Source organism: Actinomycetospora termitidis (assembly GCF_030286555.1).
Classification (GTDB): Bacteria; Actinomycetota; Actinomycetes; order Mycobacteriales; family Pseudonocardiaceae; genus Actinomycetospora; species Actinomycetospora termitidis.
Map to the genome: position 1 here is coordinate 408116 of NZ_JASVWF010000005.1, position 24419 is coordinate 432534.

Here is a 24419-nt window from a genome sequence, read left to right on the forward strand (position 1 = left end):
GGCTCGGGGCTGGTTTCCTCCCCCAGGGATGCCGCTAGGCTGTCGCTCGACCGCCCGGTCCACCTCGTAGCCAACGGGGCCACCGGCGGGTCCGGCGGTTGGAGTACATCGCTCCGGCGGCGGCTTGAAGGCCGGGGACGCCCGAAGTCCCCGGGACATCGGTATGAGGAGCAGGAATGGCAGAAGGCACCGTCAAGTGGTTCAACAGCGAGAAGGGCTTCGGCTTCCTCGCTCCCGACGGTGGTGGCGCTGACGTCTTCGTCCACTACTCGGCGATCCAGTCTCGTGGGTTCCGGACCCTGGACGAGGGGCAGCGCGTCTCGTTCGACGTCGAGCAGGGCCAGAAGGGCCTGCAGGCCGTTCAGGTCACGCCGCTGTAAGTAGCGCGCACACGCGTCACTGACGAACGGGGCTCCGGCCGGCACTCGTGCCGACCGGGGCCCCGTTCTCGTTCGCGCCGGTCTCGAGTTCGCGCCGGTCTCGAGGAGGAGGGGGTCGACGATGACCCGGGCCCGCACCCCGGTCTCGGAGGACACCTTCCGCCGCCTGGAACTGGCCACCGGGGGCGTCGCCGGCGCCGGGGTGGCCGAGATGTCCTCGCGGTTGCCGTGGTTCGGCCGGCTCACCGCCGACCAGCGGGCCGGGGTCCTGCTGGTCACCCAGCTCGGGGCCGGCAACTTCGTGACGTGGCTGCGCGACCCGGACGCCACCCCAGGGCTGACCGCGGAGGCGTTCCGCAGCGCCCCGCCCGACCTCGCCCGGCAGATGAGCCTGCGCCAGACCGTCGAGCTGGTCCGGATCGCGACCGAGGTCTTCGAGGAGCGCATCCCCGCCCTCGGGGGCAACCGCGCCGAGCGGGCCACGCTGGTCGCGGCCGTGCTGCGTTTCGGTCGCGAGGTCGCCTTCGCCGCGGCCACGGTGTACGCCTCGGCCGCCGAGGCCCGCGGCGCGTGGGACGCCCGTCTCGAGGCCCTCGTCGTCGACGCGGTGGTCCGGGGCGACAGCGACTCCGCGGACTCCGCGGCCGCCGTGCTCTCCCGCGCGGCCGCGCTCGGCTGGGACCCGGCCGCCCGCGCCCGGGTGCTCGTCGGCGGGCCACCCGTCGACGGCTCCGACCCCGCCCGCCCCTCCGGCCCCGACCCGCTCCACGGCGTCCGCCGCGCGGCCGCCCGGGCCGGCACGGCCGTGCTGCTGGGGGCCCACGGCAGTCGACTGCTGATGATCATGTCGAGCGCCGACGGGGACGACGAGGCCGCGGTGGCCACGCTCAGCGAGTCCTTCGGGCCGGGCCCCGTCGTCGCCGGTCCGGTGGTCGCGGGGCTGGTCGAGGCGCACGTCTCGGCCACCCGCGCGCTCGCGGGCCATCGCGCGGTCGCCGCCCGCCCCGGGGCACCCCGTCCCGTCGCCGCGGACGACCTGCTGCCCGAGCGGGTCCTCGCGGGCGACCGCACCGCCGTGACGACCCTGGTCGACGACGTGGCGCGCCCGCTGCGGGAGGCCGGCGGCTCGCTCACCGAGACCGTCGAGAGCTACCTCGACCACGCGGGGGTGCTCGAGGCGTGCGCCCGCTCCCTGTTCGTGCACCCCAACACGGTCCGGTACCGCTTGCGCCGAGTGGCCGACCTCACCGGCTCCCATCCAGGTGACGCCCGCGGCGCGACGTTGTTGCGAATGGCCATCGCGCTCGACCGCCTCCGTGCGAGCGGCGCCACACACGATGCGGAACCGACGCCCTGACCTGCGGTGATCCGTCTGATCGGCACTCCTCCGGAGCATCGGCGACGTCTTGATCGATCATGCGCGACCCGCCGTCGGGAAGGGTTCTTGTAGGAACCCGACAACGAACCCCGGCGACTATTCGTCACCCCGGCGCCTGCAGCGCGTGTGCCGGGCGTGATGGAGTACGGCCTGTGATCGCGATCCTCGCGCCCGGTCAGGGCGCCCAGAAGCCGGGGATGCTCGCGCCGTGGCTGGAGCGCCCCGGGCTCCGCGAGCGGCTCGCCGAGTTCTCCGAGGCGGCCGGGCTCGACCTGGAGCACCTGGGCACCGAGGCCGACGCGGACGCGATCGCCGACACCGCCGTGACCCAGCCGCTGCTCGTGACGAGCGCCCTGCTCTCGTGGGAGGCGCTGCGCGCGGAGGCCGGGGCACCCCCCGAGGGCACGTTCGTCGCCGGGCACTCGGTCGGCGAGCTCGCCGCGGCCGCGATCGCCGGCGTGCTCGACCCCGCGCGGGCCGTCGCCCTGGCTGCGGTCCGCGGCCGGGAGATGGCCGCCGCGTGCGCGGTGGAGCCGACCGGCATGGCGGCGGTCCTGGGCGGGGACTCCGACGACGTGCTGCGCGTGCTCACCTCCCACGACCTTGAGCCGGCCAACCGCAACGGCGCCGGACAGGTGGTCGCGGCCGGCCGCACGAGCGACGTCGAGGCGCTCGCCGCCGAGCCGCCCGAGGGCGCACGGGTCCGCCCGCTCGCCGTCGCCGGCGCGTTCCACACCCGCTTCATGGAGCCCGCCGAGAAGGCGCTGGGCTCCTGGGTCGCCGAGCACCGCGCCGAGCTGGCGCCCGCCGACCCGGTGCTGCCGCTGCTGTCCGACGCCGACGGTGCCGTCGTCACCTCCGGGGACGACATGCTCGACCGACTGGTCGCCCAGGTGACACTCTCGGTCCGCTGGGACTCGTGCCTGGAGACCCTGCGCGAGCACGGGATCGCCACCGCGATCGAGCTCACCCCCGCCGGGACGCTGACCGGGATGGTCAAGCGTCAGATCAAGGGCACCGCCACCGTGAACGTCTCCACGCCCGACCACCTCACCGCCGCCGCCGACGTCCTGCGGGGTGCGGCGTGAGCATCTCCCTGAGCCGGGCCGACGGCGTCGCCGGCGCGCGCATCATCGGCCTCGGCAGCTCGCAGCCCGACCGCGTCGTCACCAACGACGAGCTGGCGCAGCGGGTCGAGACCAACGACGAGTGGATCCGCAGCCGCGTCGGGATCGCGGAGCGCCGGTTCGCCGCCGAGACCGACTCCGTCGTGTCCATGGGCGCGGACGCCGGGTCGAAGGCGCTCGCCGACGCCGGGATCGCCCCCACCGACCTCGACGCCGTCATCGTCGCGACCTGCACGATGCCGACGCCGATCCCGAACGCCGCCGCGCAGATGTCCGACCGCATCGGGGTCAACGGGATCGCGGCGTTCGACATCAACGCCGCGTGCGCCGGCTTCTGCTACGGCGTCGGCGTGGGCTCGGACATGATCCGCTCCGGCAGCGCGCGCAACGTGCTCGTCGTCGGGTCGGAGAAGCTCACCGACTGGCTCGACATGGACGACCGGTCGGTCTGCATCATCTTCGCCGACGCCGCGGGCGCCGCGGTGCTGACCGCGGCCGAGACGCCCGAGGAGGTCGGGGTCGGCCCGGTCGTGCTCGGAGCCGCCGGCGACCTGGTGAAGACGATCGGCATCGACGAGAAGAACTTCCTGCGCCAGGAGGGCCAGGCGGTGTTCCGCTGGGCCACGACGAAGATCGCGCCGACCGCGCTGAAGGCGGTCGAGCGGGCCGGGCTGACCCCCGCCGACATCGACGTGCTGGTCCCCCACCAGGCGAACCTGCGGATCGTCGAGGCGATCGCGAAGAAGCTCAAGGCCGAGGGGGCGCGCGACGACCTCGTCGTCGCCGACGACATCGTCCACTCCGGCAACACCAGCTCCGCCTCGATCCCCATGGCGATCGACCACATGCGCGCCGCCGGGCGGGTGCGCTCCGGGGACGTCGCCCTGCTGGTCGGGTTCGGAGCCGGCCTGTCCTACGGCGGCCAGGTCGTCGTCCTCCCCTAGCCTCACTGCCCGACACACCACCGAAGGAAAGGAGCCCTGCGTGGCTTCCAAGGAAGAGATCCTCCCCGACCTCGCGAGCATCGTCGAGGAGGTCGCCGGCGTCGACGCCTCCGAGGTCACCCCGGAGAAGTCGTTCGTCGACGACCTGGACATCGACTCGCTGTCGATGGTGGAGATCGCCGTGCAGGCCGAGGACAAGTTCGGGGTCAAGATCCCGGACGACGAGCTCGCGAAGCTCACCACCGTGTCCGACGCCGTCGACTACATCTCCTCGCACTCGTGAGCGCCGCCGGCCAGGGGGTCGTCGTCACCGGGATGGGAGCGACGACCCCGCTCGGCGGAGACGTGCAGTCCACCTGGGACGGTCTCCTGGCCGGCCGCAGCGGTGCGCGGCCGATCGAGGACGACTGGCCCGCGCGGTTCGAGCTGCCGGTCGACTTCGCCTCGCAGCTCGCCGTCGAGCCGTCGGAGATCCTGAAGCGGGTGGAGCTGCGGCGCCTCGACCGCTCCGAGCAGGTCGCGATCATCGCGGCCCGCCAGGCGTGGGAGCACGCCGACCTCGGCGACTACCCGGCGACCGACGGCGGGTCGCCGAAGGTCGACGGGCTGCGGCTCGCGGTGATCATCGGGACCGGCATCGGCGGGGCCACCACCCTGCTCGGCCAGGACGACCTGCTCGAGCAGCAGGGCCTGCGCAAGGTCGCCGTCCTGACGATCCCCATGCTCATGCCGAACGGACCCGCGGCCCACGTCGGACTCGAGTTCGGTGCCGCCGCCGGGATCCACGCACCCGTCTCCGCGTGCGCGTCCGGCGCCGAGGCGATCGCCTGGGGCTGGCGGATGCTGCAGGCGAACGAGGTCGACGTGGTCGTGGCGGGCGGCGCCGAGGCGTGCATCGCGCCGATCACCCTCGCCGGGTTCTGCCAGGCGCGGACCATGGCGCACGACTGGGACGACCCGGCCGCGGCCTCCCGTCCGTTCGACGCGAAGCGCAACGGCTTCGTGCTCGGCGAGGGCGCGGGCATGGTCGTGCTGGAGCGCGCCGAGTTCGCCGAGGCGCGGGGCGCGACGATCCACGGGCGCATCGCCGGTATCGGCACCAGCGCCGACGCGTACCACATCACCGCGCCCGACCCCGAGGGCACGGGCCAGTCCCGCGCCATCGCGGCCGCGCTGCGCACCGCGGGCCTCGAGCCCTCCGACATCGGGCACGTGAACTGCCATGCGACCTCGACCCCGGTGGGCGACGTCGCCGAGACCGTGGCCGTGCGCAAGGCGATCGGCGACCACCCGGTGCTCACCGCGCCGAAGGGGTCCCTGGGACACCTGCTCGGCGCCGCGGGCGCCGTGGAGGCGATCGCGACGATCCTCGCGGTCAAGGAGGGCCAGATCCCGCCGACCGCGAACCTCACCGACCTCGACGGCGACGTCGAGCTCGACGTGGTCTCGGGCGAGGCGCGGAAGGTCCAGCTGGACGCCGCGATCAACGACTCGTTCGGCTTCGGCGGGCACAACGTGTCCTTGTGCGTGATGTGAGCTTCGCTCAGGTGAGCACTTGTTGTCGTTATGGCGACAACAAGTGCTCACCTGCGCATCGCGCACATCTCATGAACTCCCCGTCCCAGCCCAGCTGGCGGAGCCGGAACCAGACGAGGCGTGCGGTCGTACGGTTCGTCGTGGACCTCGTCGTAGCCGAACGTCAGCCGGGCGCGTCCTTCCAGCTCGGCCACGTTGTCGCGGGCCCGGTCGCTCCGGGCCGTCCGCCGATTCGCGTGGACGATGAACCCGTCGAGCCGCACGGTGAGGACGCCGAGCGGCATGCGGTACTCGAGATCCTCGAAGCGGTTGGTGTCGCCGACCCGGTGCAGGACCTGCCGGAGGCCGGCGGGCAGACCGTGGGCGAGCTCGACGTCGGTCGCGTAGTCGAGTTCCAGGACCGATTGCACCCCGTCGACGAGGAACTGCGCAGCTGCGCGCAGCGCCTTCGCGTAACGACGAGGCCGCCGGAGGTCGAGGTGCTCGGTGATCTTCGTGCCGTCGAGGCGGGCGGCCGCCGCACTCGCCGTCAGGACCCGCATCCCCTCTCGGGAACTCGGCGCCTCCACCGCCAGGTCGACGACCGTGGTGACCCTCGACGTCACCGGCGGGACGGAGCCGGCCAGGCCGATGTGCGCGAAGGCCTTGCTCCGGTGGACCGCGATACCGGCACACCCGCTCGCCGACGATCCATAGGGCACGGTCACGTGGATCGGCCCGTCGACACGGCCACCGCGCAGGCCGAGGACCCCGGCCGCCGTCTCGTGGCTGAGCATCGCCGGCCCGCGGATGAACAACAGCGCCGCCCACCGCCACATCGCCGGCGTCGGCGGCCCGGTCACGAGGGCGTAGACGCCGCGGAACAGCGGCACCCACCGCCCCGCTGCCACGTTCGCCCGGATTGCTGCGAGGGTGAAGCCCTGGCCCAGGAGCTGCCGGTAGCCGGCCACGTTCTCCTGGTCCCGTCGCAGCCGCTGCCATGCATCGAGTTCGTCCACACCAGCTTGGAGGGAGCCGGGCGACGATCGGTTCCATGTGCGGAGCAGGTGAGCACTTGTTGTCGCTATGGCGACAACAAGTACTCACCTGCCGTCAGGCACATGGAGTCCGCAGCGAGCTGCCCGCCATCGGGTCCACGATCTTGAGCTCGCCGCGCTCGGTCACGAGGGTCATCGACACCTGCCAGCACAGGCGCGGGGCCGGGACGTCCGGGGGCGCGGCGGCCGGGTCCTGGGTGGTGACCCATCCGGTGGGGACGACGAACTCCCCGTTCCCGACCGGGTCGATGCGCCGCAGGATCACCGACCCGACCTTCACGGTGCGGTTCCGGTCGGCGAACTGGGCGGCCGACACCGACGCCACGGAGGTCGCCGACGAGGTGGACACCCAGTCGACGAAGTTGTCGGCGTTGCGGGCGTCGACCTGACGCTGCACCAGGTCGCGGATCTCGGCCGCGCGGGGGAAGGCGGCGGCCGAGGGCGAGAGGGCGACGGTCGGTGGGCCGGCGGTGCCGTCCTCGGGGAGGGCGACCCCGGCCAGCGCCGGCCCGGTGTCGCCGAGCGCGTCGCGGGCGGTCCCGGCGGCCCGGTCGGCGAGCAGGGCCGCGACCACGCCGAGGGCGGCGAGCACGAGCACCAGCGCGATGGGCACCGTCACCGCGGGGCGCAGGAGTCGCATGGAGACATCGAACCAGCCCGGCTCAGCCGACCTGGTGCAGCCACCCCACGGCCGACCCGTCGCCGGCGAAGCGGTAGGGCTCGAGCGCGTCGTCCCAGCGGCGGCCGAGCAGCTCGTCGAGCCGGTGGTGCAGCGCGTCCTGGCCGGTGCGGCGGGCGGCGGCCATCGCCGAGCGCAGCTGGTCCTCGCCGATCACGACGTCGCCGTTGGCGCTCGTGCGGCCGTGCCAGAGCCCGAGGCCGGGGACGTGGGAGAAGCGCTCGCCGTCGGTGCCGGGACTCGGGTCCTCGGTCACCTCGAAGCGGAGCATGCCCCAGGCCCGCAGCGCGCTCGCCAGACGTGCGGCGGTGCCGACGGGCCCCGTCCAGGAGCACTCGGCACGCATCTGGCCCGGGGCCGCGTCCTGCACGGTCCAGTCCAGCTGAACACGGGCGTCCAGGACGCCCGAGATGGCCCACTCGACGTGCGGATTGACCGCAGGCGGCGACGAGTGGACGTAGACCACGCCACGGGTGCTCACTGCTGACCTCCGATCGAGACGAGAAGCGTCTTCCCCAACGTCCTCGAACTCGGTCCTCGGGCTCGCGATGACCAACCGGTGCAGCAGTGTGCCCTGTGATGCCCCTGGTACGCCAGTGGCCCGGGCGCGTCGGCGTGTCGCGGCGTGGACCACCGTGGACTGCCGTGGACCGCGGCCCTCCGGTTCGCCTAGCGTGATCGGACGATGACGGGGGGCGATCGGCGGGAGGACGACCGTCCGGCCCGCTTCCGGGACGCCCTCGCGGTCCCCGCCTTCCGTCGGCTCTGGCTCGGTCAGCTGCTCTCGATCGTCGGCGACCAGGTGGCCCGGGTGGCCCTCGCCGTGCTCGTGTTCGACCGGACCGCGTCGGCCGCCCTGACCGCGCTCACCTACGCGCTGACCTTCCTGCCCGACCTCGTCGCCGGGCCGCTGCTCTCCGGCCTGGCCGACCGCTTCCCGCGCCGGGCGGTCATGGTGGTCACCGACCTCGCCCGGGCCGTGCTCGTCGCCGTCATGGCCGTGCCGGGCATGCCGCTGCCCGCGCTGATCGTGCTGCTCGTCGCCGTGCAGATGCTGGCCGCGCCGTTCCTCGCCGCGCGGTCGGCGATCCTGCCGCACCTGCTCACGGGCGACCGCTACGTGGCCGGCAACGCGGTGATCAGCACGACCTACCAGTCCGCCCAGGTCCTCGGCTTCGCCCTCGGCGGGCCACTCGTCGCGCTCCTCGGGGTCTCCCCCGCCCTCGCGGTCAACGCGGCGACGTACGCGCTCTCGGCCGCGGTCCTGCGGTGGGGCGTCCCCGAGCAACCCGTGCCTCCCGACAATGCAACCGAGCACGCCGATAGGGGGTCGGTGCGGGTCGGACTGCGCGGGGAATTCGCCCGCGTGACGGCGGGCGCACGGATCGTGGGCTCGGACCCGCGCCTGCGCTCGTTGATCGGGCTGGCGTGCATCTCGGCGTTCGTGGTCACCGTCGAGGGACTCGCGGCGCCCTACGCGGCGGAGCTCGGCGCGGGGACGGCCGCGGTGGGCCTCCTCCTGGCGGCGAACCCGCTGGGGCAGGTGCTCGGGATCCTGCTGCTGACCCGCCTGGTCCCACCGCCCCGGCGGTCGCGGTGGATCGGACCGCTCGCGGTCGGGTCGTGCGTCCCGCTCGTGGTGTCCGCCCTCGGGCCGCCACTGTGGGTCCTGGTCGTGGCCTGGGTGGTCTCGGGCATGGCGTGCGCCTACCAGGTGCCCGCCAACGCGACCTTCGTCGTGACCGTCGACGACGCGCAGCGCGGACAGGCCTTCGGACTGGCCGTCACGGCGCTGCGGGTCACCCAGGGGGTCGGGGTCCTGCTCGCCGGGGTGCTGGCGCAGCGGTCGTCGCCGTCGACCGCCGTCGCGATCGGCGGGGCCGTGGGCATCGTCGTGGCCCTGTGGGCCGCGCGGGCGTGGTCCCGGGCCTCCGCGCGGGAGCCCCGGCCCGACGCGTGAGCCGGCCGGCGCCCCGGAGGGCGCCGGCCCGGGCGCGGGATCAGCCCCAGTGCACGTCGCCGCGGTGCCAGTTGGAGTCGGCCACGTTCCAGTGCGAGTCGCGGTTCCAGTGCGAGTCGCGGTTCCAGTGCGAGTCGCGGTTCCAGTGCGAGTCGGGACGCATGGGTTCTCCTCGGTGGTGTGTGATCGGTTGCACGCCGTGTCCCCGCAGGCGTCGGATGCCCCGGTCGCGCATCGACGGGCGCGCGAGTCGGTGACGCATCGTGGTCGGCTCACGAGGACCGTGAGCCCGGATGACCACGGAGCGCGACCGACGGACGAGATTCATCCTGACCGCCGTGGCGGTCGGTGACCACCCGACGACCGGGCGTCAACCATCCAGGTGAGATGCCACGAAAGGGTGATCCAAAGCGTTCTCGGACGGGGCGACGCGGTACCGTGCGAGTCGCGCCGACGCCACCACCGGGGCGCGCCGCACCCTCGACACCTGCCTCCGGAGGCAACGGACAGTGACCGACTCGCGCTCCCGGCTCCCCAGCCCGGACGTCGCGAGCGCGACGGTGCGTGACCGTGGTCGGCGCTGGAGTCCGCGCCGGTGGACGCTCTGGTCGCTCCCCCGCAGCGCCCTGGCCTACGTCCTGGGGGTCGAGGCCGCGGCCGTGCTGGTCATGGTGCTGACGCTGGTCCTCGGCCCGCACGGCCGGGGCTGGGTGGTCGCCGGCCTGCTCTTCCTCGGCGCCGTCACCCATGCCGAGGCCGCCCGGCACATCGAGCGCGTCCGGGTCTCCCGGGTCGACCGCCCCTTCATCGACCTCAAGTCGATGTGGACGTTCGCGGGTCTGCTGCTCGTGCCCACCGGCACCGCGCTCGTCCTGGTCGGCGCGACCTTCGCGTACTGGTGGCTGCGGAACGGGCAGCACCACTCCGCCCTGCACAAGTGGATCTTCTCGTGGGCGACGGTGGTGCTCGGGACCGCGGCGGCCGGACTCGTGTTGCAGGGGTTCGACATCGACACCCTGCTGGCGCGGGCCGCCGGCCCCACCGGCCTGGTGCTGATCGCCGCCGCGGCCTGCGTGCGCTGGGCGGTCAACCACGGCCTCGTCGTCGGCATCCTCCTGCTGACCACCCGCGACCGGTCGGTGCGCCGCCACCTCGCGAGCCCCGCCGACACGCTGCTCGGCCTGGGGGCGCTCGCCCTCGGGGCCGCGCTCGCCGTCCTGGCCGCCGCGTCCCCCTGGCTCGTCCCGATCCTGCTGGTCCCGGTGATCACGCTCCACCGCGGTGTGCTGCTGGACCAGTTCCGGCACGCCGCGCGGACCGACCCGAAGACCGGGCTGGCGAACGGGGCCGCCTGGGCCGAGGTGGCGGGGAAGGAGATCGCCCGCGCCCGACGGCACGGCATCGGCCTGGCCGTCCTCATGGTCGACCTCGACGAGTTCAAGGCCGTCAACGACGCCCACGGCCACCTGGTGGGCGACGAGGTCCTGCGTGCGGTCGCCGCGGCGCTCTCGGCCGAGGTGCGGGCCTACGACGCCGTCGGCCGGTTCGGCGGCGAGGAGTTCGTCGTGCTGTTGTCCGGCGTCGATCCGCCCGCGGCCACGCACGCCGCCGAGCGGCTCCGGGCACGCATCGGCGCGATCGACCTCACCGTCCCGGGGATGGCCGGGGTCACCTCCCGGGTGCGCGGTCTGACGGCGTCGATCGGCTGCGTGCCCTGCCGGCCGACCGACACGACCGTCGAGGAGCTCCTGACGGCCGCCGACGCGGCGCTCTACCGCGCGAAGCGGGCCGGCCGGGACCGCACCGTCACCGCGGACCCGGCGCGCCCCGAGGTCGGGCCCTAGCGGAACGCCGCCAGCCCGGTGAGCGCCTGCCCGATCGACAGCGCGTGCATCTCCTCGGTGCCCTCGTAGGTCAGCACCGTCTCCAGGTTCGTCATGTGCCGGAACACCGGGTACTCGAGGGTGATCCCGTTGCCGCCCAGGACGGTCCGCGCGGTCCGGGCCACGTCGAGGGCCGCGTGCACGTTCGCCATCTTGCCGAAGCTGACCTGCGCCGGGTGCAGCTCGTGCGCGTCCTTGAGCCGCCCGATCCGGGCCGCCGTCAGCGAGGCCTGGTTGACCGCCACGACCATCTCCGCGAGCTTGCGCTGGGTCAGCTGGAACCCGGCGATCGGCTTCCCGAACTGCTCGCGGTCGAGCGCGTAGGACAGCGCCGCCTCGTAGCAGGACCGGGCCGCCCCGACGGCGCCCCACAGGATGCCGTAGCGCGCCTCGTTCAGGCACGACAGCGGGCCCTTGAGCCCGGTGACCTCGGGGAACATCGCGTCGGCGGGCAGGCGGACGCCCTCCAGGACGAGCTCCGCGGTCAGCGACGCCCGCAGCGAGAGCTTGTGCTTGACCTCGTTCGCGGTGAAGCCCGGGGAGTCGGTCGGGACGACGAAGCCGCGGATGCCCGACGACCCGGCGTCGGGATCGGTCTGGGCCCACACGACGGCGACGTCGGCGAGCGTCCCGTTCGTGATCCACATCTTGGAGCCGTCGAGGACCCAGTCGTCGCCGTCGCGCCGCGCCCGGGTGCGCATCGAGCCGGGGTCGGACCCGGCGTCGGCCTCGGTCAGCCCGAAGCAGCCCAGCGCCTCGCCGGTCGCCATGCGGGGCAGCCAGGTCTGCTTGTGCTCCTCGGTGCCCCACCGGTGGATCGCGAACATCGCGAGCGAGCCCTGCACGGAGACGAACGAGCGCAACCCGGAGTCGACCGCCTCCAGCTCGCGGCACGCCAGGCCGTAGGAGGTGGCGTTGGTCCCGGCGCACCCGTAGCCCTCGAGGTGCATCCCGAGCAGTCCGAGCGACCCCAGGCCCTTGGCGATGTCGCGCGGCAGGGTGTTCGACTCGTACCACTCGGCGATCCGCGGGGCGAGCTCCGCGGCCGCGTAGTCGCGGACGGCGTCACGGATGTCGCGCTCCTCCGCGGTCAGCTCGGCGTCGACGGCGAGGAAGTCACTCGGGTCCGGAACCATGGGTCCACGCTAAGTGCTGCGCCCAGAACGCGGCGAACCCCGGATGGAGGTCGAGGTCACCGACGCCCTCCACCGTCACCCACCGCAGCTCCGAGGCCTCCCCGTCCTGCGGCGTGAGCGGCACCGGCTCGTCGAGGGTGGCGTGCACCGTCGTGTAGCTCCACCCGCCGTGGTCGTCGGTCGAGACGTTCCCGACGACGACCCGGGCCGGGTCGAGCCCGGTCTCCTCCGCGGTCTCGCGCAGGGCGGTCTCGACGGCGGTCTCGTCCCCGTCGCGGGCCCCGCCCGGGATGCCCCAGGTGTTGCCGTGGTGGCTCCAGAAGATGCGGTGGGCGAGGAGGATCCGGCCGTCGGACTCGAGCAGCAGACCGGCCGCGCCGAACCGGCCCCAGTGCCGGTGCCCCTGCCCGCAGACCACCCAGCCGTCCCCGTTCGTGCCGCGCGCCACTCGTGTCTCCGTTCGTCGGGCCGCCCCCGGTGGGAACATCCCCCGTCGTGGACGCACCGACACGGCGGATGGGGGTCGAGGAGGAGCTGCTCCTCGTCGACCCCGACGACGGCACCGCGCTGGGCCTGGCCCCGGCCGTGCTCGCAGGCTCGGAGGAGCTCGACGCGGAGATGCGCTACGAGCAGGTGGAGACGGGCAGCGCCCCGCACGCCGACGCGGACGCCCTCGCCGATGACCTCCACCGGCGCCGCCGCGCGGCGGTCGAGGCGGCGGGCGAGCGCGGGGCCGCGGTCGCCGCGGTCGCCACCTCGCCCCTGCCGCAGGGGCCGGCGCCGGAGCTCGAGGGCCGCTACGGGCGGATCCTCGAGCGTTTCGGTGCCGTCGCCACCGAACAGCTGACCAACGGCCAGCACGTGCACGTCGAGATCAGCTCCCGCGAGGAGGGCGTCGGCGTGCTGGACCGGATCGGCCCGTGGCTGCCGGTCCTGCGCGCGCTCTCGGCCAACTCGCCCTATTGGCGCGGGGAGGACACCGGGTACGCGAGCTACCGCTCGATCGTCTGGTCGCGCTGGCCCTCGGCCGGGCCGACGCGGGTGTTCGGCTCGGTGGCGGCCTACGACGAGGTGGTGGCCGCGATGGTCGCGACGGACACCGTCGTCGACGACGCGATGGCCTACTTCGACGCCCGCCTGGCGGCGAACTTCCCGACCGTCGAGGTCCGCGTCGCCGACGTCGGGCTCACCGTGGACGACGCAGTCGTGGTCGCGCTGCTCGCGCGGGCCCTGGTGACGACCGCGGCCGCGGCCTGGGAGGCCGGCGACCCGCCGCCGGCGACCCCGATCGAGGTCCTGCGCCTGGCGCACTGGCGGGCGGCCCGGGCCGGCTGCGTGGGCCGGGCGGACGCCGAGACGGGCACCCTGATCCACCCGGGGACCGCGCGGCCGGTCCCGGCCCGCGAGGCGGTCGCGGCGCTGCTGGACCACGTCGACGACGCCCTCGGCGAGGACCGGAAGACGGTGCACGCGGGCGTCGACCGCGTGCTGCGCGGCGAGACCGGATCCGCGGTGCAGCGGGCGGCGTTCGACGACGGCGGGCTGATCGCGGCGGTGCGCGCGGCGCAGTTGACGTCCTAGCGGGCGGCCGCGCGCAGGGCACCGCGGGCCATCGGCCCGAACACCAGCGGCGCCCCCACACGCAGCCCGGCCCCGTAGGCGACCCCCGCCAGCCCGGACGGCGCGAACGCGACGTCGAGGCGCAGGGCCGAGCCGGACCCGTCGTCGGGAAGGACCGTGAACGTCAGCCACAGCCGGCCGGGCACCTTGAGGTCGGCCCGCAGGCGCAGCCACTGCCCGGACGCGAGGGCGGAGACGCGCCAGCCGTCGACGACGTCGCCCACGACGAGGTCGCGCCCGTGCGGGCGGCCCCGGTAGCCACCGACGCCACCGAGGAGCTGGTCGGCCCACCCGAGGGCCGCGAACACGCCGGGCGGGGCGTACCAGCCGGTGTCGCCGCCGATGCGCTGCACGGCCGCCCAGACCGCCTGCGGCGTGGCCGGACCGCGCGCGGTCGTCGACCACCGCCAGGTCGCGCCGCCGGAGCCGACCGGGTCGGACGGGAGCGCGAGCGCCGCGGGGCGGTCGGCCGGGGAGTCCCCGGGCGCGGGGTCGCGGTCGGTGGGCTCCACCCCGTCCCGGCGGTACCCCAAGGCCGCGCGGACCGCGGCGCCGTAGGTGGTCGGCCCGCCGGGCGGGTCACCGAGGAGCCGGCGGGCATCGGCGAGCGAGTCCGGGTCGCACACCAGCTCGTGGCGCAACGACTCGATCAGCGGCTCGACCAGGCGGCGCGGCAGCGGGGACAGCAGCTCCATCGCCATCGCGGCCACGGTCGGCCCGCCGGGCGGGACCGGCAGCGGCACCGGCACGGCCACCCGCTGCGGGAGCCCGGCCAGTCGCGCGTAGCGCTGGACCAGGTCCAGGTAGGTGAGCACGTCGGGGCCGCCGACGTCGAGGCGGCGGTCGACCTCGGGCGGGAGGAGGGTGGCCGCCGCGAGGAGGTGCAGGACGTCGTCCACGGCGATCGGCTGGGTGCGGTGCGCGAGCCACGGGATGGCGGGCAGCACCGGCACGCGCTCGGCGAGGTAGCGGATCATCTCGAAGCTCGCCGAGCCGGAGCCGACGACGATCCCGGCCTCGAGGGCCGCCGTCGGGACCGGGGAGGCCAGGAAGACGTCGGCGACCTCGGCGCGGGAGGCGAGGTGCCGGGAGACGGAGCCCAGGCTCGGTCGCAGGCCCCCGAGGTAGACGATGCGCCCGACGCCCGCCCCGGTCGCGGCGTCCGCGACCACGTGGGCCGCCGTGCGGTCGCGTTCCGGGAAGTCGGGGCGGTCCAGGGCGTGCGCGAGGTGGACGACGACATCGGCGTCCGCCACGAGCCGCGCGACCGCCGCGCGGTCCTCCAGGGCGCCCGGGACGACGTCGACCTCGGCCGCCCAGCGGGTGAGCGCCAGCTTGTCCGGTGAGCGGACCAGCACCGCGACGTCGTCCCCGCGCGCGAGCAGTCGCGGGACGAGGCGGGTCCCGAGGTAGCCGGTCGACCCGATGACGGCGCAGCGCACACGATCATCCTGGCCCGTCGCCGCGCCGCGCGCGCAGGCTCATCCCTTCACGTTGGGCTTGCCCTCCTGGTCGGCCCAGCGCTGGTCGATGCCGATGATGCTCGCGCGGCCCCGCATGATGCGGATGACCTGCCACAGGCCGAGCACGCCCAGGATCAGCCCGATGATCGGGTAGCCGAGCACGAAGGCGACCAGGGCCCCGGCGCAGATCCCGCCGACGACGATGTCACGCAGCGCCAGCACGATGGCCCTCATCGCCGGCCCCCGTTCGCGATCGATGTCATCGGTATCACCGGTCAGTGTGCCGCGCGGGACGCTGCGATGCACGTACGGTGGTGATCGCGAGTTCGTCACCGTCGGCGACATCGATCTGTGGTGCAAATCACAGTTCACTCGGACGCCGATCGGGACGACACTCGTTTGCCCGCAGCGAGGTCCGGCTACCTTAGAAAGTCCGGACGGCGCCGCGAGCGCTGTCGGTCCGAGAACGTTCCGCAGTCGGTGGCCATCACCGGCCGGGAACGGATCGGGCGGCCCGGCGTGTGCGCGGTGACGACTCCCCAGGGGTTCGACGCCGTGGACCCGCGCCGACACGGCCCGGCTGACAGCAACCACCGAGACCGACCCCGTCACGGCGTCGAACGGCGCCGGGGCGCACGAGCGTGTGCGCGCGCCCGGACGGGGCACCTGCACACGCAGGCGACATGCACCACCCGAGACCGGAAAGGACAGCAGGACCCATGGACTGGGAGCTCGCGGCCTGCCGCGACCACGACCCCGAACTCTTCTTCCCCGTCGGCACCGAGGGCCCCGCGGCCGAGCAGCTGACCGCCGCGAAGTTCATCTGCGGCACCTGCCCGCTGCAGGCCGCGTGCCTGCGCTGGGCGCTCGACACCGGCCAGGAGGCCGGCGTCTGGGGCGGGACGTCCGAGGAGGACCGCCGCGACATGCGTCGCGCGCGCCTCTCCGGCCGCTCGCTGCCCGTGAGCGCCTGAGCCACCGACGGCTCGATCACGACGGCCCGTCCCCGGACTCCGGGGGCGGGCCGTTCGTCGTCCCCGGCCGGTGTCGAGCGAAGGGCCCCTCCGCTCGGATAGATGGGCCGTGGGCGCCCTTCGCCGGCACGCCCGGGAACGAGCGAAGGGCCCCTCCGGTCGAGTAGATCGACCGAAGGGGCCCTTCGCTCAGTCCGGGGTGGGCCTACCGGCGGCCGGTCACCTTCCGGGCGGCACCCGAGAGGAGGTTGCCGCCGGCGGAGACCACCGCGCCGGTGACGCTGAACGCGGTCCGGACCGCGAACCCGGCGACCTGGCCCGCGATGCGGACCGGGTTGTACGACGGTGCCGCGGCGCTGACCTCGCGCGTGGCCTCGTCCACCGCGGCGTCGACCTTGCGGGCCTGGGCCTCGGTGACGCTCGTGATGTTGCCGGCGAGGTCGTCGCCGACGGTGTTGAGCTCACGGTCGACGCCCTGCGAGACGCGTGCCGCGCGGTCGCCGCCCTCGACGGCCTTCTCGCCCGCCTCCTCGGCGGCCGCACCGACGGTCTGCCCGGCGCGCTTGCCGGCCCGCGCGGTGTCCTTCGCGATGCGCTCGCCGGCGCGCCCGGTGGTGTCGGCCACCTGCGCCCCGGTGGTCTTCGCGATCGTCGCGGCGTCCTTGGCCGCGGCCTCGGGCGCCTTGCCGTTGGTGGCCGCCTTCGCCTCGTCGGCGACTCCCTTGGCGCCCGCCTCGGCCTGGGCCGCCGCCTTCTTCGACGACGACTCGGCCCGGTCCGCGATCTTCTCGCCGGTGGCCTTCGCGTCGGCCGCGACGGTCCCCGCGGTCTGAGACGCCTTGTCCGCGGCGGCCTTGCCGGTCGCCCGGGCACCGGCGGCGGTGGCCCTGGCGGCGTTCTTCGGGGCCTCGGCGGCGGCGTCGGCACCGGCCTTCACGGTCTGGCTCTCGCGGACCTTGCCGTCCGTGCCGTAGACGACGACCTTGCCGCCGCCGTCCTTGGACACGATCTCGGTCGCGCGGGCGACGGCCTCGGCCTGCGTCGGCGCCTTCGCGCTCGCGCGCTGCGCACCCTTCTTCAGCACCTGCCAGCCGTCGTCGGTCGGCTTCACGTCGCGGTCGGCCATGACGGGTCTCACTGCTCCTTCAGGATCGGTCGAATGCTACGCACAGTGTTCCCCCGCCACGACCTGCACAAACACCGTGGAGTGACCACGGCCACTCACCCGGTCAGTGCAGCGGTCGCCTTCTCCTGCAGCTCGAGGTAGCGCGCACCCGCCTCGTCGCGGACCTCGCCGAGGCGCTCCAGGAGGTTCGCGACGACGGACCCCTCGGGGGCGATCCGGTCGCCGTAGCGGCGCACCAGCTCCGGGCCGACCACGGAGGCGACCGTGGCCACCGTCGCCGAGCCCGCCGCCTGGCCCCAGGCGATCGGGCCGAGCGGGGTGCACCCGAAGAACTGGCTGACCCCGGGGGTCTGCACGACCGCGAACAGGGCGCCCGCGGACACGACGCTCGCCCCGACCACGAGCGGGCTGCGGTGCCCACCGGCGGCCACGGTCTGCCCGAGCTGGGTCCCGACGAGGGCTGCGAGCGCCACCGTGCGGGCCCGGGCGGGGCCGCCGTACGGGGTGGCCTGGGCCTGCGCCCACGCCAGCGACGCACCGCCGGCCGTCGCCGCGGCCCGCAGCCCGATCTCGCGGTTCAGCGCGTCGCCCAGCGACGCCTCCGGCCCCTCGGCGAGCAGCGACCGGGCGTCGCCCGGGGCCGGTGCGCGGACCGCGAGGGCCAGCGACGGCGCGAGGTCGGTGAGGAGGTTGACCAGCAGCAGCTGGCGCGCGGTCAGCGGCGACGTGCCCGTGGTCGAGGCGCCGAGCACGGTGAACGCGATCTCGCCGAGGTTGCCGCCGACGAGCACGCCGAGCGCCTCGCGCACCGAGGCCCACATCGCGCGGCCCTCCACGAGCGCCGCGAGGATCGTCTCCAGGCGGTCGTCGGTGACGACGAGGTCCGCGGCGGCCCGGGCCGCGGGCGTCCCACGGCGACCGAGCGCGATGCCGACGTCGGCCAGCCGGATGGCGGGGGCGTCGTTCGCGCCGTCGCCCGTCATCGCGACCGTGCGGCCGAGGCGCTGGAACGCCTGTACCGCCCGCACCTTGTGCGCCGGGGTGCCGCGGGCGACGACGCGCACCGTCGGCAGCACGGCGTCGAGGGCGTCGTCGTCGAGCTCGTCCATCTCCTGGCCGGTGATGACGGTGCCGCGCTCGCCGTCGCCACCGGACTCGCCGAGGACGTCGAGCTCCTCCGCGACCGCCTCCGCGGTGCTCGGGTGGTCGCCGGTGATCATGACGACTTGGACCCCGGCCTCGCGCAGGTCGTGCACGGTCGCCTGGGAGCCGGCGCGCACCGGGTCGGTGAACCCGACGAAGCCGACGAAGCTCAGGTCGGCCACGTCCTCGTCGACGACCTCGAGCTCGTCCTCCGACGCGGTGCCCCACGGCTCGGCGCGCTCGGCCACGGCCAGCACGCGCATGCCCTGCCCGGCGAGCAGCTCGGTGTGCTCGACCAGGCGCTGGCGGGCCTCGTCGTCCAGCTCGGTGCCGGCCCAGTCGGCGCAGCGGGCGATGACGACCTCGGGCGCCCCCTTGACCGAGAGCACCTGCTCCTTGGCGCCGCTCTCGGTGCGCGCCTCGCCGAGCGTGGCGTGGTAGCCGCGGCTCGGGTCGAAGTCGAGCGAGGCGAGCGGCCACCACCCGGAACGCTTGTGCTCGGGATCGACGTCGAAGGACTGCGCCCCGAACACGACCGCGCGGTCGGTGAGGTGGGCCAGCCGCTCCCCCGCCTTCGGACGCGGCGTGGCGCGCAGTGCGGCCGCGAGGACCCGCCGCTGGCGCTTGCGCAGCCGGTCGGTGGGCCGCAGCTTGACGCCGTCGGAGATGGCCGAGAGGGCGAGCTTGCCCTCGGTCAGCGTGCCGGTCTTGTCGAAGCACAGGACGTCGACGCGGCCGACGGCCTCGATCGTCTTCGGGTTCCGGACGAGGGCCCCTTCCGCACTCAGGCGGCGCGCGGAGGAGAGCTGGGCGGCGGAGACGATGAACGGCAGCCCCTCGGGGACCGACGCCACGGCGAGGCCCACCCCGGAGTGCAGGTTCTGGTTCATCGGCAGGCCGCGGACCGCGCCGGCCCCGACGACGGCGGCCGCGGAGGCGATCGCCAGTGGGGTGGTGATCTTCGTGATGCCGGAGAGGCGCTGGTCGACGCCGGCGACCGGGGCGTTGGCCCGGGCGGCCGCGGTGGAGCGGCCGACCTCGGTGGAGGAGCCCGTGGCCACGACGACCGCGCGGCCGCGTCCGGTGGCGACCGTCGTGCCCTCGTACAGCATCGAGCGACGGTCGGCGACCGAGCGGGCGATCACCGGCACCGACGTCTTCGGCACCGGCAGCGACTCCCCGGTCAGCGAGGACTCGTCGAGCTCCAGGGCGTCCGCGCTCAGCACGCGGCAGTCGGCCGGCACGACGTCGTCCGGGCCGAGCTCGACGACGTCGCCCACGACGACGTCGTCGGCGGTGACCGTGGTCGGCACCCCGTCGCGCAGCACGCGGGCCCGGGTGGAGGACCGCTCCAGCAGCCCGGCGACGGCACGGTCGGTCCAGACCCGCTGCACCCCGCCGATGAGTGCGGAGAACGCGGTGACGCCCACGACGATGGACGCGTCCGCGATCGCGCCGATGGCGGCGGAGAGCACCGCGCCGCCGGCCAGCACCGGGGTCAGCGGGTTGTTCAGCTCGTCGAGGAACGCCCGCCCGAGGGACGTGGTCTCCTCGGCCGCGGCCGGGTCCTCCCGGGTGCGACGGGCCACCTCGGCGGCGGACAGGCCGCGCTCGGAGGCGTCCAGGCGGGCCAGGACGGTCTCGGCCGGCATCACGTGCCACGGGGTCCGCGCGACGCCCGGCACGAGCGTCTTCCGGCCCAGCTCGGAGGCCGACCAGGCCCCCGCGCCGAGCGCGACCCCGGCGGCGCCGTTGACGGCGAGCCCGGCCAGCGAGGCCCCGCGCGGGGCGGTGCCCGCGGTGGCCATCGCGGCGCCCAGCACCGTGCCGGCGCGGGCGAGCGCCACGGAGCGCCCGGAGGTCGCCTTCGCGACCTTGACGCCCTCGATCAGCAGGGCCGCCGTCGTGAGGTCGTCGCCCACGAGGACGTGCGCGCCCCACGCCGGGGTGCCGTCCGCGCGGACGACGCCGATGCCGAGGTCGGCCGCGGCCAGGGCCCGCCGGTCACGGGAGACCACGAGCACGCCCGCGCCCTCGACCTGCAGCATGCGGACCGCGGCGGCCAGGCCCTCGCCGCCGGTGACCTGGCGGTCGACGGTGCGGCGGGTCGCCGGGACGGTGCCGTCGGCGCCGGGGAGCGGCGCGGAGGAGGCGCCCTCGCCCGCGGCGGGGGTGCCCGCGGAGACGATGGTCGGCTCGTCGGTGCCGACGACCAGCGTCAGCCCGGCGCGGCGCGCCGCGGCCCCGAGGGCCTCCGCCGCCGCGGCCGGCTCGGGCAGGGCCCCGACGACGGCGACCAGCTCCGCGGCCGACGGGTCGTCCGCGTCCGGGTCGCCGTACGACAGGCCCAGCACGACGGTGGCGCCGTCGGTGCGCAGCGCGTCGACCGCCTCGGCGACCACGGGCTCGTCCTCGCGACCGGGGGCCAGCGGCGCCAGCAGCCAGCCGGCCTCGTGCATCGCGGGGCGTCCGGCGTCGGACGGGTCGAACAGCTCGTGGACCAGCGGCGTGAGCGACTCGACCGACACCGGCGACCCGTCGGGGGCCGTGAGGCCCTCGCCGTCGACCAGGGCCAGGTCACCCAGCATGAGGGCGCCGGTGGTGAGCGCGGACGCGTCCAGCACGACGGTGTCGATGCGGTCCATGCGCCGCAGCACGGTGGGCTCGACGACGACCGCGCCGCGGCGGGACAGCACCCGCCCGAACGTCGTCGCGAAGCCCTCCCGGCCCATCCGGCCGGCCTTGGGCAGCGTCGAGAGCGCGACACCGATCGCGCGGCGCGGGCCGCCGAGCGCGAGCGTCGTCCCGAAGCCACCGAGGGCCGCCAGGCCGACCTGGTCGCCGTGGCGCTCGATCGGCCCCGTCGGGAACGGCACCGGCCGGGCGTCGACGGTCAGCGAGTCGTCGGCAGCGGCCGCGACCTGCTCCGGGGCGGCCATGAGCCGCGGCTCGGCGCGGTCAAAGGCGTCCGAGGCGGCGCGCGACTCGGCGATCTGCAGGGCCCGGTAGGCGGCGTCGACGAGCAGGCCGGTGGAGCCCTGCCCGAGGCCCTGCCCGGCGGCGTTGGTCAGCGCGAGCAGGAAGTCCGCCCGGCCGCGTCCGAGGGCCCGCTCGACGGCGGCGCGCAGCCGCGGCTGGTGGTCGACGAACGAGGCCGCCGAGGCGTACTCGACCGGCAGCGGGGTGCGGCGCAGGACCGCGCCGATCCCGGCCATGCCCAGCCCGGCGAGGTCGGCGGCGAAGGTCGTCAGCGCCTTGGAGGTCGCGGTGCTCGAGTGCCCGCCGGCCGGGTGGACGTCGAGGTCGCCCGCCTCCTGCTCCTCGAGGACCTCGACGAGGTCCACGAGGTCGTCGACGACGGCGTCGTGCTCGTCCGGGTCGGCCCCGGCCGCGTCCTCGAGCAGGGAGACCACGACGACGCCCAGCGGGGCGTTGACGCTGGCCCACTCCACGGCCGGGTGCGCGGTGAGCGCCTTCTCGACCGCGCGCAGCAGCTCGGCACCGGACTCCCGTGCGGTGGCCGGCACACCGAGGTGGATGCGACCGTCACCCCGCCACACGCGCCGGCCGCGGTGCCGCGAGGGGTCCAGGGCGTCGACGGCGGCCCGGGCGAGGCCCAGCGGGTCGGCCACGCGCTCGAGGAGGGAGCGGCGACGCCGGGGGGACTCGATGGTGCGGTCCGGAAGCATGTTGGGTGGGACTCGTCCTCTCAAGTACACGTCGACGCACGGCACGCCACACCGACGGAGCAGTACCGGCCGCCCAGCGTTCCCCGGCCGCACACGGATCGAAACGTGGTGCGTGACGATGCCGAACCGTCGAGGGTAGCCGTGTTCCGTGGATCCCTGATCGGTCGACAGTCTACGGAGCACCGTCCCGGGCCGGCCCGGACGACGCGGTGACCGTCCGGTGAACGTCCGCACCCCGGGTCCGGGACCCGCTGCCGAACACCCGGGACACGAGCGGCCAGGACGCCACCCACAGCGCGACCGCGCGCACCGCGGTGACGACCCGGTTGCCCGGGAGGAAGAAGTGCCGCGCCCGACGGGCGGCCGTGCGGGCGGTCCGGGTGCCGGGCCGCTGCTCGGCCTCCCAGGCCTCGAGCGCCGCGGCGACGTCGGCCGGCCCGGTGCCGTCCGGCGCCACGCGCAGGTGGCGGCCGAGGGCCTCGCCGCCGGACAGGGCCAGGGCGGACCCGTGCCCGGAGTAGAGCGTCGGACACCACGCCGAGTCGCCCAGCAGCACGACCCGCCCCCGGCTCCAGCGCTCCAGGTGGATCTGCCCGACGGTGTCGGCGTGGGTGGTCCCCGCCTCGGCGACCAGGTCGAGGATCTCGGGCATCAACCCGTCGAAGTCCCCGTACACCGCGCGGAGCGCCTCCTCCGGGCGCCGGACCGGTTCGGTTCCGACGGCCTGCGCGAGGTCGGCGCGGTAGGTGAAGAACACCACCGGCGCGTGGCCGGACATCGCCATCAGGTGGGCGGTGCGTCCGGGTTCGACGAGCACCACGTAGTCGCCCTCGACCAGGCTCCCGGGGAGCTGTGGCAGGACCGCGGAGATCACGACGTGGTCGAAGTCGTGACGGAACTCGGCCTCCGGCCCGAACACCATCTCCCGGACCGTCGAGCGGATGCCGTCGGCCCCGACGACGAGGTCCCAGCGGTCGGTCCCGTGGTCGAACTCGACCGTCCCGTCGTCGCGCACCGCGCGCGGGGCCGTCGAGAACCGGACCTCCACCTCGGCGGGCAGCCCGTCCCAGAGCGCGGCCTCGAGGTCACCGCGCACCAGGGCGAGGCTCACCCCGTCCTCGACGATCGCCGCGTCGACCCGCGAGGTGGTGCGCCCGCGCCCGTCGACCCCGGTGATGATCCCGTCGGCGGGCAGCCGGCTCCGCAACGCCTCGTCGACCCCCAGCCGCTCGGCGGCCTGCACGCCCTCGGGGGCCAGCCGCACGAAGTAGCCGCCCGTGCGCCGGGCCGGCGCACGCTCGCACACGGTCACCCGCCAGCCGGCGCGGTGCAGGGACGTCGCCGCGGCGAGGCCGGCGATCCCGGCGCCGACGACGAGGGCCCGCGGACCGGTACGTGGTGTGATCGTCGGTCCGGTTCGTGCCGGTTCGTCGACGGTGGTCACGCACCCAGGGTAGGCGGGACGATCTCGTCACGCCCTCGGAAGCGACCGGGGTCTCCGTCCTCCCCGGACGCGGACAGGCCCCCGTCACGCCGTGCGGACACGGACGACGGGGGCCCGGCGGAGGGGCGGACTCAGATGCCCGCGGGCTCCCAGCGGACGAAGCCGCGGCAGTCGCACTGCGCGCAGTCCTGGGCGACGGTGTAGTGCTCGTGCGACTCGCGGGGGTGCTTGCAGGTGCACAGGTCCACGAGCGGGATGCGGGCCAGCGACGGCGGCATCGGGCGGCGGAGGACCGTCGGGCGGTGGGTGCGGGTGGGGTCGATGAGCTTCATGGCTGTGTGATGTCCGTGGTGGTCGCAGGGGTGGTCGACGATCGTGCGGTGCCCGGGACCGGCCCGGGAATCCGCTGGAGCCCGGGCACGCGGTGGGCGGTCCCGGACGACCCGGTCCGAGCGGTGCTCTCGGCACGGGCCTTCACTGCCTCGGCCGACTCCCGCCGCACACGGGCCAGTTCCCGGCGTGTGCGGTCGAGCTCGGCCAGGGCGACGTCCCGCTCGCGCGTGACCTCGCCCACCCGGTCCTCCAGGGTGACGACCTTCCAGGCCGCGGTGAGGGTCAGCCCCTCGTCGAAGAGCGCGCGCACCCTGGCGGCGAGGGTCAGCTGCCGACGCGTCCAGCGCCGGTGCCCGCCCGCCGATCTCTGCGGGCGCAGCATGCGACCCGCGTCCAGGCTGCGCAGGAACGCCGGTTGCACTCCGAGGACGTCCGCGGCCTGACCGGTGGTCAGGGCGGGTACGTCCTCGTCGTCGAGGCCCTCGGCGCCCACTGTTCGTCGCGTCCTTGCGGTCGTCCCCCGGGAGTCCCGGGACTGCTCTGACGTGCAGGCCGCGCGCGGCCCGA

At 75.0% G+C, this 24419-nt stretch carries 23 protein-coding genes; 10 read left to right on the forward strand and 13 right to left on the reverse strand.

The genetic code is table 11. The annotated features are described in order from the left end of the window. The first annotated feature begins 176 nt into the window (after positions 1–176). The 6 genes from QRT03_RS22700 to QRT03_RS22725 all read left to right on the forward strand — a co-directional run bounded on the left by QRT03_RS22700 (position 177) and on the right by QRT03_RS22725 (position 5365). Positions 177–380: a cold-shock protein gene (locus QRT03_RS22700; protein WP_018331418.1), complete on the forward strand. Its 204-nt coding sequence runs from the start codon at positions 177–179 to the stop codon at positions 378–380. A gap of 121 nt (positions 381–501) precedes the next feature. Then, positions 502–1737 carry a PucR family transcriptional regulator gene (locus QRT03_RS22705; protein WP_286055336.1) on the forward strand — a complete coding sequence of 412 codons (1236 nt, stop codon included), beginning with the start codon at positions 502–504 and terminating at the stop codon, positions 1735–1737. 173 nt (positions 1738–1910) lie between these two features. After that, complete coding sequence (locus QRT03_RS22710; protein WP_286055337.1) at positions 1911–2846, forward strand: ACP S-malonyltransferase; 936 nt, start codon at positions 1911–1913, stop codon at positions 2844–2846. After that, positions 2843–3829: a beta-ketoacyl-ACP synthase III gene (locus QRT03_RS22715; RefSeq protein WP_286055338.1), complete on the forward strand. Its 987-nt coding sequence runs from the start codon at positions 2843–2845 to the stop codon at positions 3827–3829. The genes QRT03_RS22710 and QRT03_RS22715 overlap by 4 nt, the downstream gene beginning before the upstream one ends. 40 nt (positions 3830–3869) lie before the next feature. Continuing rightward, the gene (locus QRT03_RS22720; protein WP_018331414.1) at positions 3870–4112 is read left to right on the forward strand and encodes an acyl carrier protein; all 243 of its coding nucleotides are present in this window, start codon (positions 3870–3872) and stop codon (positions 4110–4112) included. After that, positions 4109–5365: a beta-ketoacyl-[acyl-carrier-protein] synthase family protein gene (locus QRT03_RS22725; RefSeq protein ID WP_286055339.1), complete on the forward strand. Its 1257-nt coding sequence runs from the start codon at positions 4109–4111 to the stop codon at positions 5363–5365. Before QRT03_RS22720 ends, QRT03_RS22725 begins: the two co-directional genes overlap by 4 nt. Before the next feature lie 47 nt (positions 5366–5412). Here the strand turns inward: QRT03_RS22725 and QRT03_RS22730 are convergent, their stop codons facing one another. From QRT03_RS22730 to QRT03_RS22740, 3 genes are all read right to left on the reverse strand, one after another. After that, positions 5413–6363: a hypothetical protein gene (locus QRT03_RS22730; RefSeq protein WP_286055340.1), complete on the reverse strand. Its 951-nt coding sequence runs from the start codon at positions 6361–6363 to the stop codon at positions 5413–5415. A 94-nt stretch (positions 6364–6457) separates the two neighbouring features. After that, on the reverse strand, positions 6458–7042 hold the full coding sequence (locus QRT03_RS22735; RefSeq protein ID WP_286055341.1) for a hypothetical protein: 585 nt from the start codon (positions 7040–7042) through the stop codon (positions 6458–6460). 22 nt (positions 7043–7064) lie between these two features. Further along, positions 7065–7562 carry a DUF3145 domain-containing protein gene (locus tag QRT03_RS22740; protein WP_286055342.1) on the reverse strand — a complete coding sequence of 166 codons (498 nt, stop codon included), beginning with the start codon at positions 7560–7562 and terminating at the stop codon, positions 7065–7067. A gap of 204 nt (positions 7563–7766) precedes the next feature. Here QRT03_RS22740 and QRT03_RS22745 point away from each other — a divergent pair, with 204 nt between their 5' ends. Further along, positions 7767–9041 (forward strand): MFS transporter, encoded by a 1275-nt coding sequence (locus QRT03_RS22745; RefSeq protein WP_286055343.1) that lies wholly within the window; start codon positions 7767–7769, stop codon positions 9039–9041. Between the two features lie 40 nt (positions 9042–9081). Here QRT03_RS22745 and QRT03_RS22750 read toward each other — a convergent pair whose 3' ends face one another. Further along, positions 9082–9204 carry a hypothetical protein gene (locus tag QRT03_RS22750; RefSeq protein ID WP_286055344.1) on the reverse strand — a complete coding sequence of 41 codons (123 nt, stop codon included), beginning with the start codon at positions 9202–9204 and terminating at the stop codon, positions 9082–9084. 346 nt (positions 9205–9550) lie between these two features. Here QRT03_RS22750 and QRT03_RS22755 point away from each other — a divergent pair, with 346 nt between their 5' ends. Then, on the forward strand, positions 9551–10885 hold the full coding sequence (locus QRT03_RS22755; RefSeq protein WP_286055345.1) for a sensor domain-containing diguanylate cyclase: 1335 nt from the start codon (positions 9551–9553) through the stop codon (positions 10883–10885). Here the strand turns inward: QRT03_RS22755 and QRT03_RS22760 are convergent. After that, positions 10882–12060, reverse strand: coding sequence for an acyl-CoA dehydrogenase family protein (locus QRT03_RS22760; protein ID WP_286055346.1), 1179 nt, complete (start codon positions 12058–12060; stop codon positions 10882–10884). The genes QRT03_RS22755 and QRT03_RS22760 overlap by 4 nt on opposite strands. Next, positions 12041–12508, reverse strand: a complete 468-nt coding sequence (locus tag QRT03_RS22765; protein ID WP_286055347.1) for an NUDIX hydrolase — start codon at positions 12506–12508, stop codon at positions 12041–12043. Before QRT03_RS22765 ends, QRT03_RS22760 begins: the two co-directional genes overlap by 20 nt. A gap of 47 nt (positions 12509–12555) precedes the next feature. Here QRT03_RS22765 and QRT03_RS22770 point away from each other — a divergent pair, with 47 nt between their 5' ends. Continuing rightward, the gene (locus QRT03_RS22770; protein ID WP_286055348.1) at positions 12556–13641 is read left to right on the forward strand and encodes a carboxylate-amine ligase; all 1086 of its coding nucleotides are present in this window, start codon (positions 12556–12558) and stop codon (positions 13639–13641) included. On the opposite strand, the gene QRT03_RS22775 is transcribed toward QRT03_RS22770, so the two are convergent. Both QRT03_RS22775 and QRT03_RS22780 read right to left on the reverse strand, forming a co-directional pair. After that, a complete protein-coding gene (locus QRT03_RS22775) occupies positions 13638–15122 on the reverse strand; it encodes a DUF2867 domain-containing protein (protein ID WP_286055349.1) in 1485 nt (494 codons plus the stop codon). The two genes, QRT03_RS22770 and QRT03_RS22775, sit on opposite strands and share 4 nt — an antisense overlap. 39 nt (positions 15123–15161) lie before the next feature. Then, positions 15162–15488 carry a hypothetical protein gene (locus QRT03_RS22780; RefSeq protein WP_286055350.1) on the reverse strand — a complete coding sequence of 109 codons (327 nt, stop codon included), beginning with the start codon at positions 15486–15488 and terminating at the stop codon, positions 15162–15164. Positions 15489–15862: 374 nt separating this feature from the next. On the opposite strand from QRT03_RS22780, the gene QRT03_RS22785 reads away from it, so the two are divergent. Further along, complete coding sequence (locus tag QRT03_RS22785; RefSeq protein ID WP_286055351.1) at positions 15863–16117, forward strand: WhiB family transcriptional regulator; 255 nt, start codon at positions 15863–15865, stop codon at positions 16115–16117. Positions 16118–16322: 205 nt separating this feature from the next. On the opposite strand, the gene QRT03_RS22790 is transcribed toward QRT03_RS22785, so the two are convergent. The 5 genes from QRT03_RS22790 to QRT03_RS22810 all read right to left on the reverse strand — a co-directional run bounded on the left by QRT03_RS22790 (position 16323) and on the right by QRT03_RS22810 (position 24345). Then, positions 16323–17243: a DUF2188 domain-containing protein gene (locus QRT03_RS22790; RefSeq protein WP_286055353.1), complete on the reverse strand. Its 921-nt coding sequence runs from the start codon at positions 17241–17243 to the stop codon at positions 16323–16325. 95 nt (positions 17244–17338) lie between these two features. Next, positions 17339–22018 carry a cation-translocating P-type ATPase gene (locus tag QRT03_RS22795; protein WP_286055354.1) on the reverse strand — a complete coding sequence of 1560 codons (4680 nt, stop codon included), beginning with the start codon at positions 22016–22018 and terminating at the stop codon, positions 17339–17341. 229 nt (positions 22019–22247) lie between these two features. Beyond that, positions 22248–23519, reverse strand: a complete 1272-nt coding sequence (locus tag QRT03_RS22800; protein WP_286055355.1) for an FAD-dependent monooxygenase — start codon at positions 23517–23519, stop codon at positions 22248–22250. A gap of 131 nt (positions 23520–23650) precedes the next feature. After that, entirely contained in the window at positions 23651–23851 is a 201-nt protein-coding gene (locus QRT03_RS22805; RefSeq protein ID WP_286055356.1) for a hypothetical protein, read from the reverse strand. Continuing rightward, complete coding sequence (locus QRT03_RS22810) at positions 23848–24345, reverse strand: MerR family transcriptional regulator (protein ID WP_345783276.1); 498 nt, start codon at positions 24343–24345, stop codon at positions 23848–23850. The genes QRT03_RS22805 and QRT03_RS22810 overlap by 4 nt, the downstream gene beginning before the upstream one ends. Positions 24346–24419 lie beyond the last annotated feature (74 nt).

Coding starts and splice junctions, on each gene's coding strand:
- QRT03_RS22700 (WP_018331418.1), top strand. CDS start 177: ATGGCAGAAGGCACCGTCAAGTGGTTCAACAGCGAGAAGGGCTTCGGC.
- QRT03_RS22705 (WP_286055336.1), top strand. CDS start 502: ATGACCCGGGCCCGCACCCCGGTCTCGGAGGACACCTTCCGCCGCCTG.
- QRT03_RS22735 (WP_286055341.1), bottom strand. CDS start 7,042: ATGCGACTCCTGCGCCCCGCGGTGACGGTGCCCATCGCGCTGGTGCTC.
- QRT03_RS22745 (WP_286055343.1), top strand. CDS start 7,767: ATGACGGGGGGCGATCGGCGGGAGGACGACCGTCCGGCCCGCTTCCGG.
- QRT03_RS22750 (WP_286055344.1), bottom strand. CDS start 9,204: ATGCGTCCCGACTCGCACTGGAACCGCGACTCGCACTGGAACCGCGAC.
- QRT03_RS22760 (WP_286055346.1), bottom strand. CDS start 12,060: ATGGTTCCGGACCCGAGTGACTTCCTCGCCGTCGACGCCGAGCTGACC.
- QRT03_RS22780 (WP_286055350.1), bottom strand. CDS start 15,488: ATGTCGCCGACGGTGACGAACTCGCGATCACCACCGTACGTGCATCGC.
- QRT03_RS22785 (WP_286055351.1), top strand. CDS start 15,863: ATGGACTGGGAGCTCGCGGCCTGCCGCGACCACGACCCCGAACTCTTC.
- QRT03_RS22790 (WP_286055353.1), bottom strand. CDS start 17,243: ATGGCCGACCGCGACGTGAAGCCGACCGACGACGGCTGGCAGGTGCTG.
- QRT03_RS22805 (WP_286055356.1), bottom strand. CDS start 23,851: ATGAAGCTCATCGACCCCACCCGCACCCACCGCCCGACGGTCCTCCGC.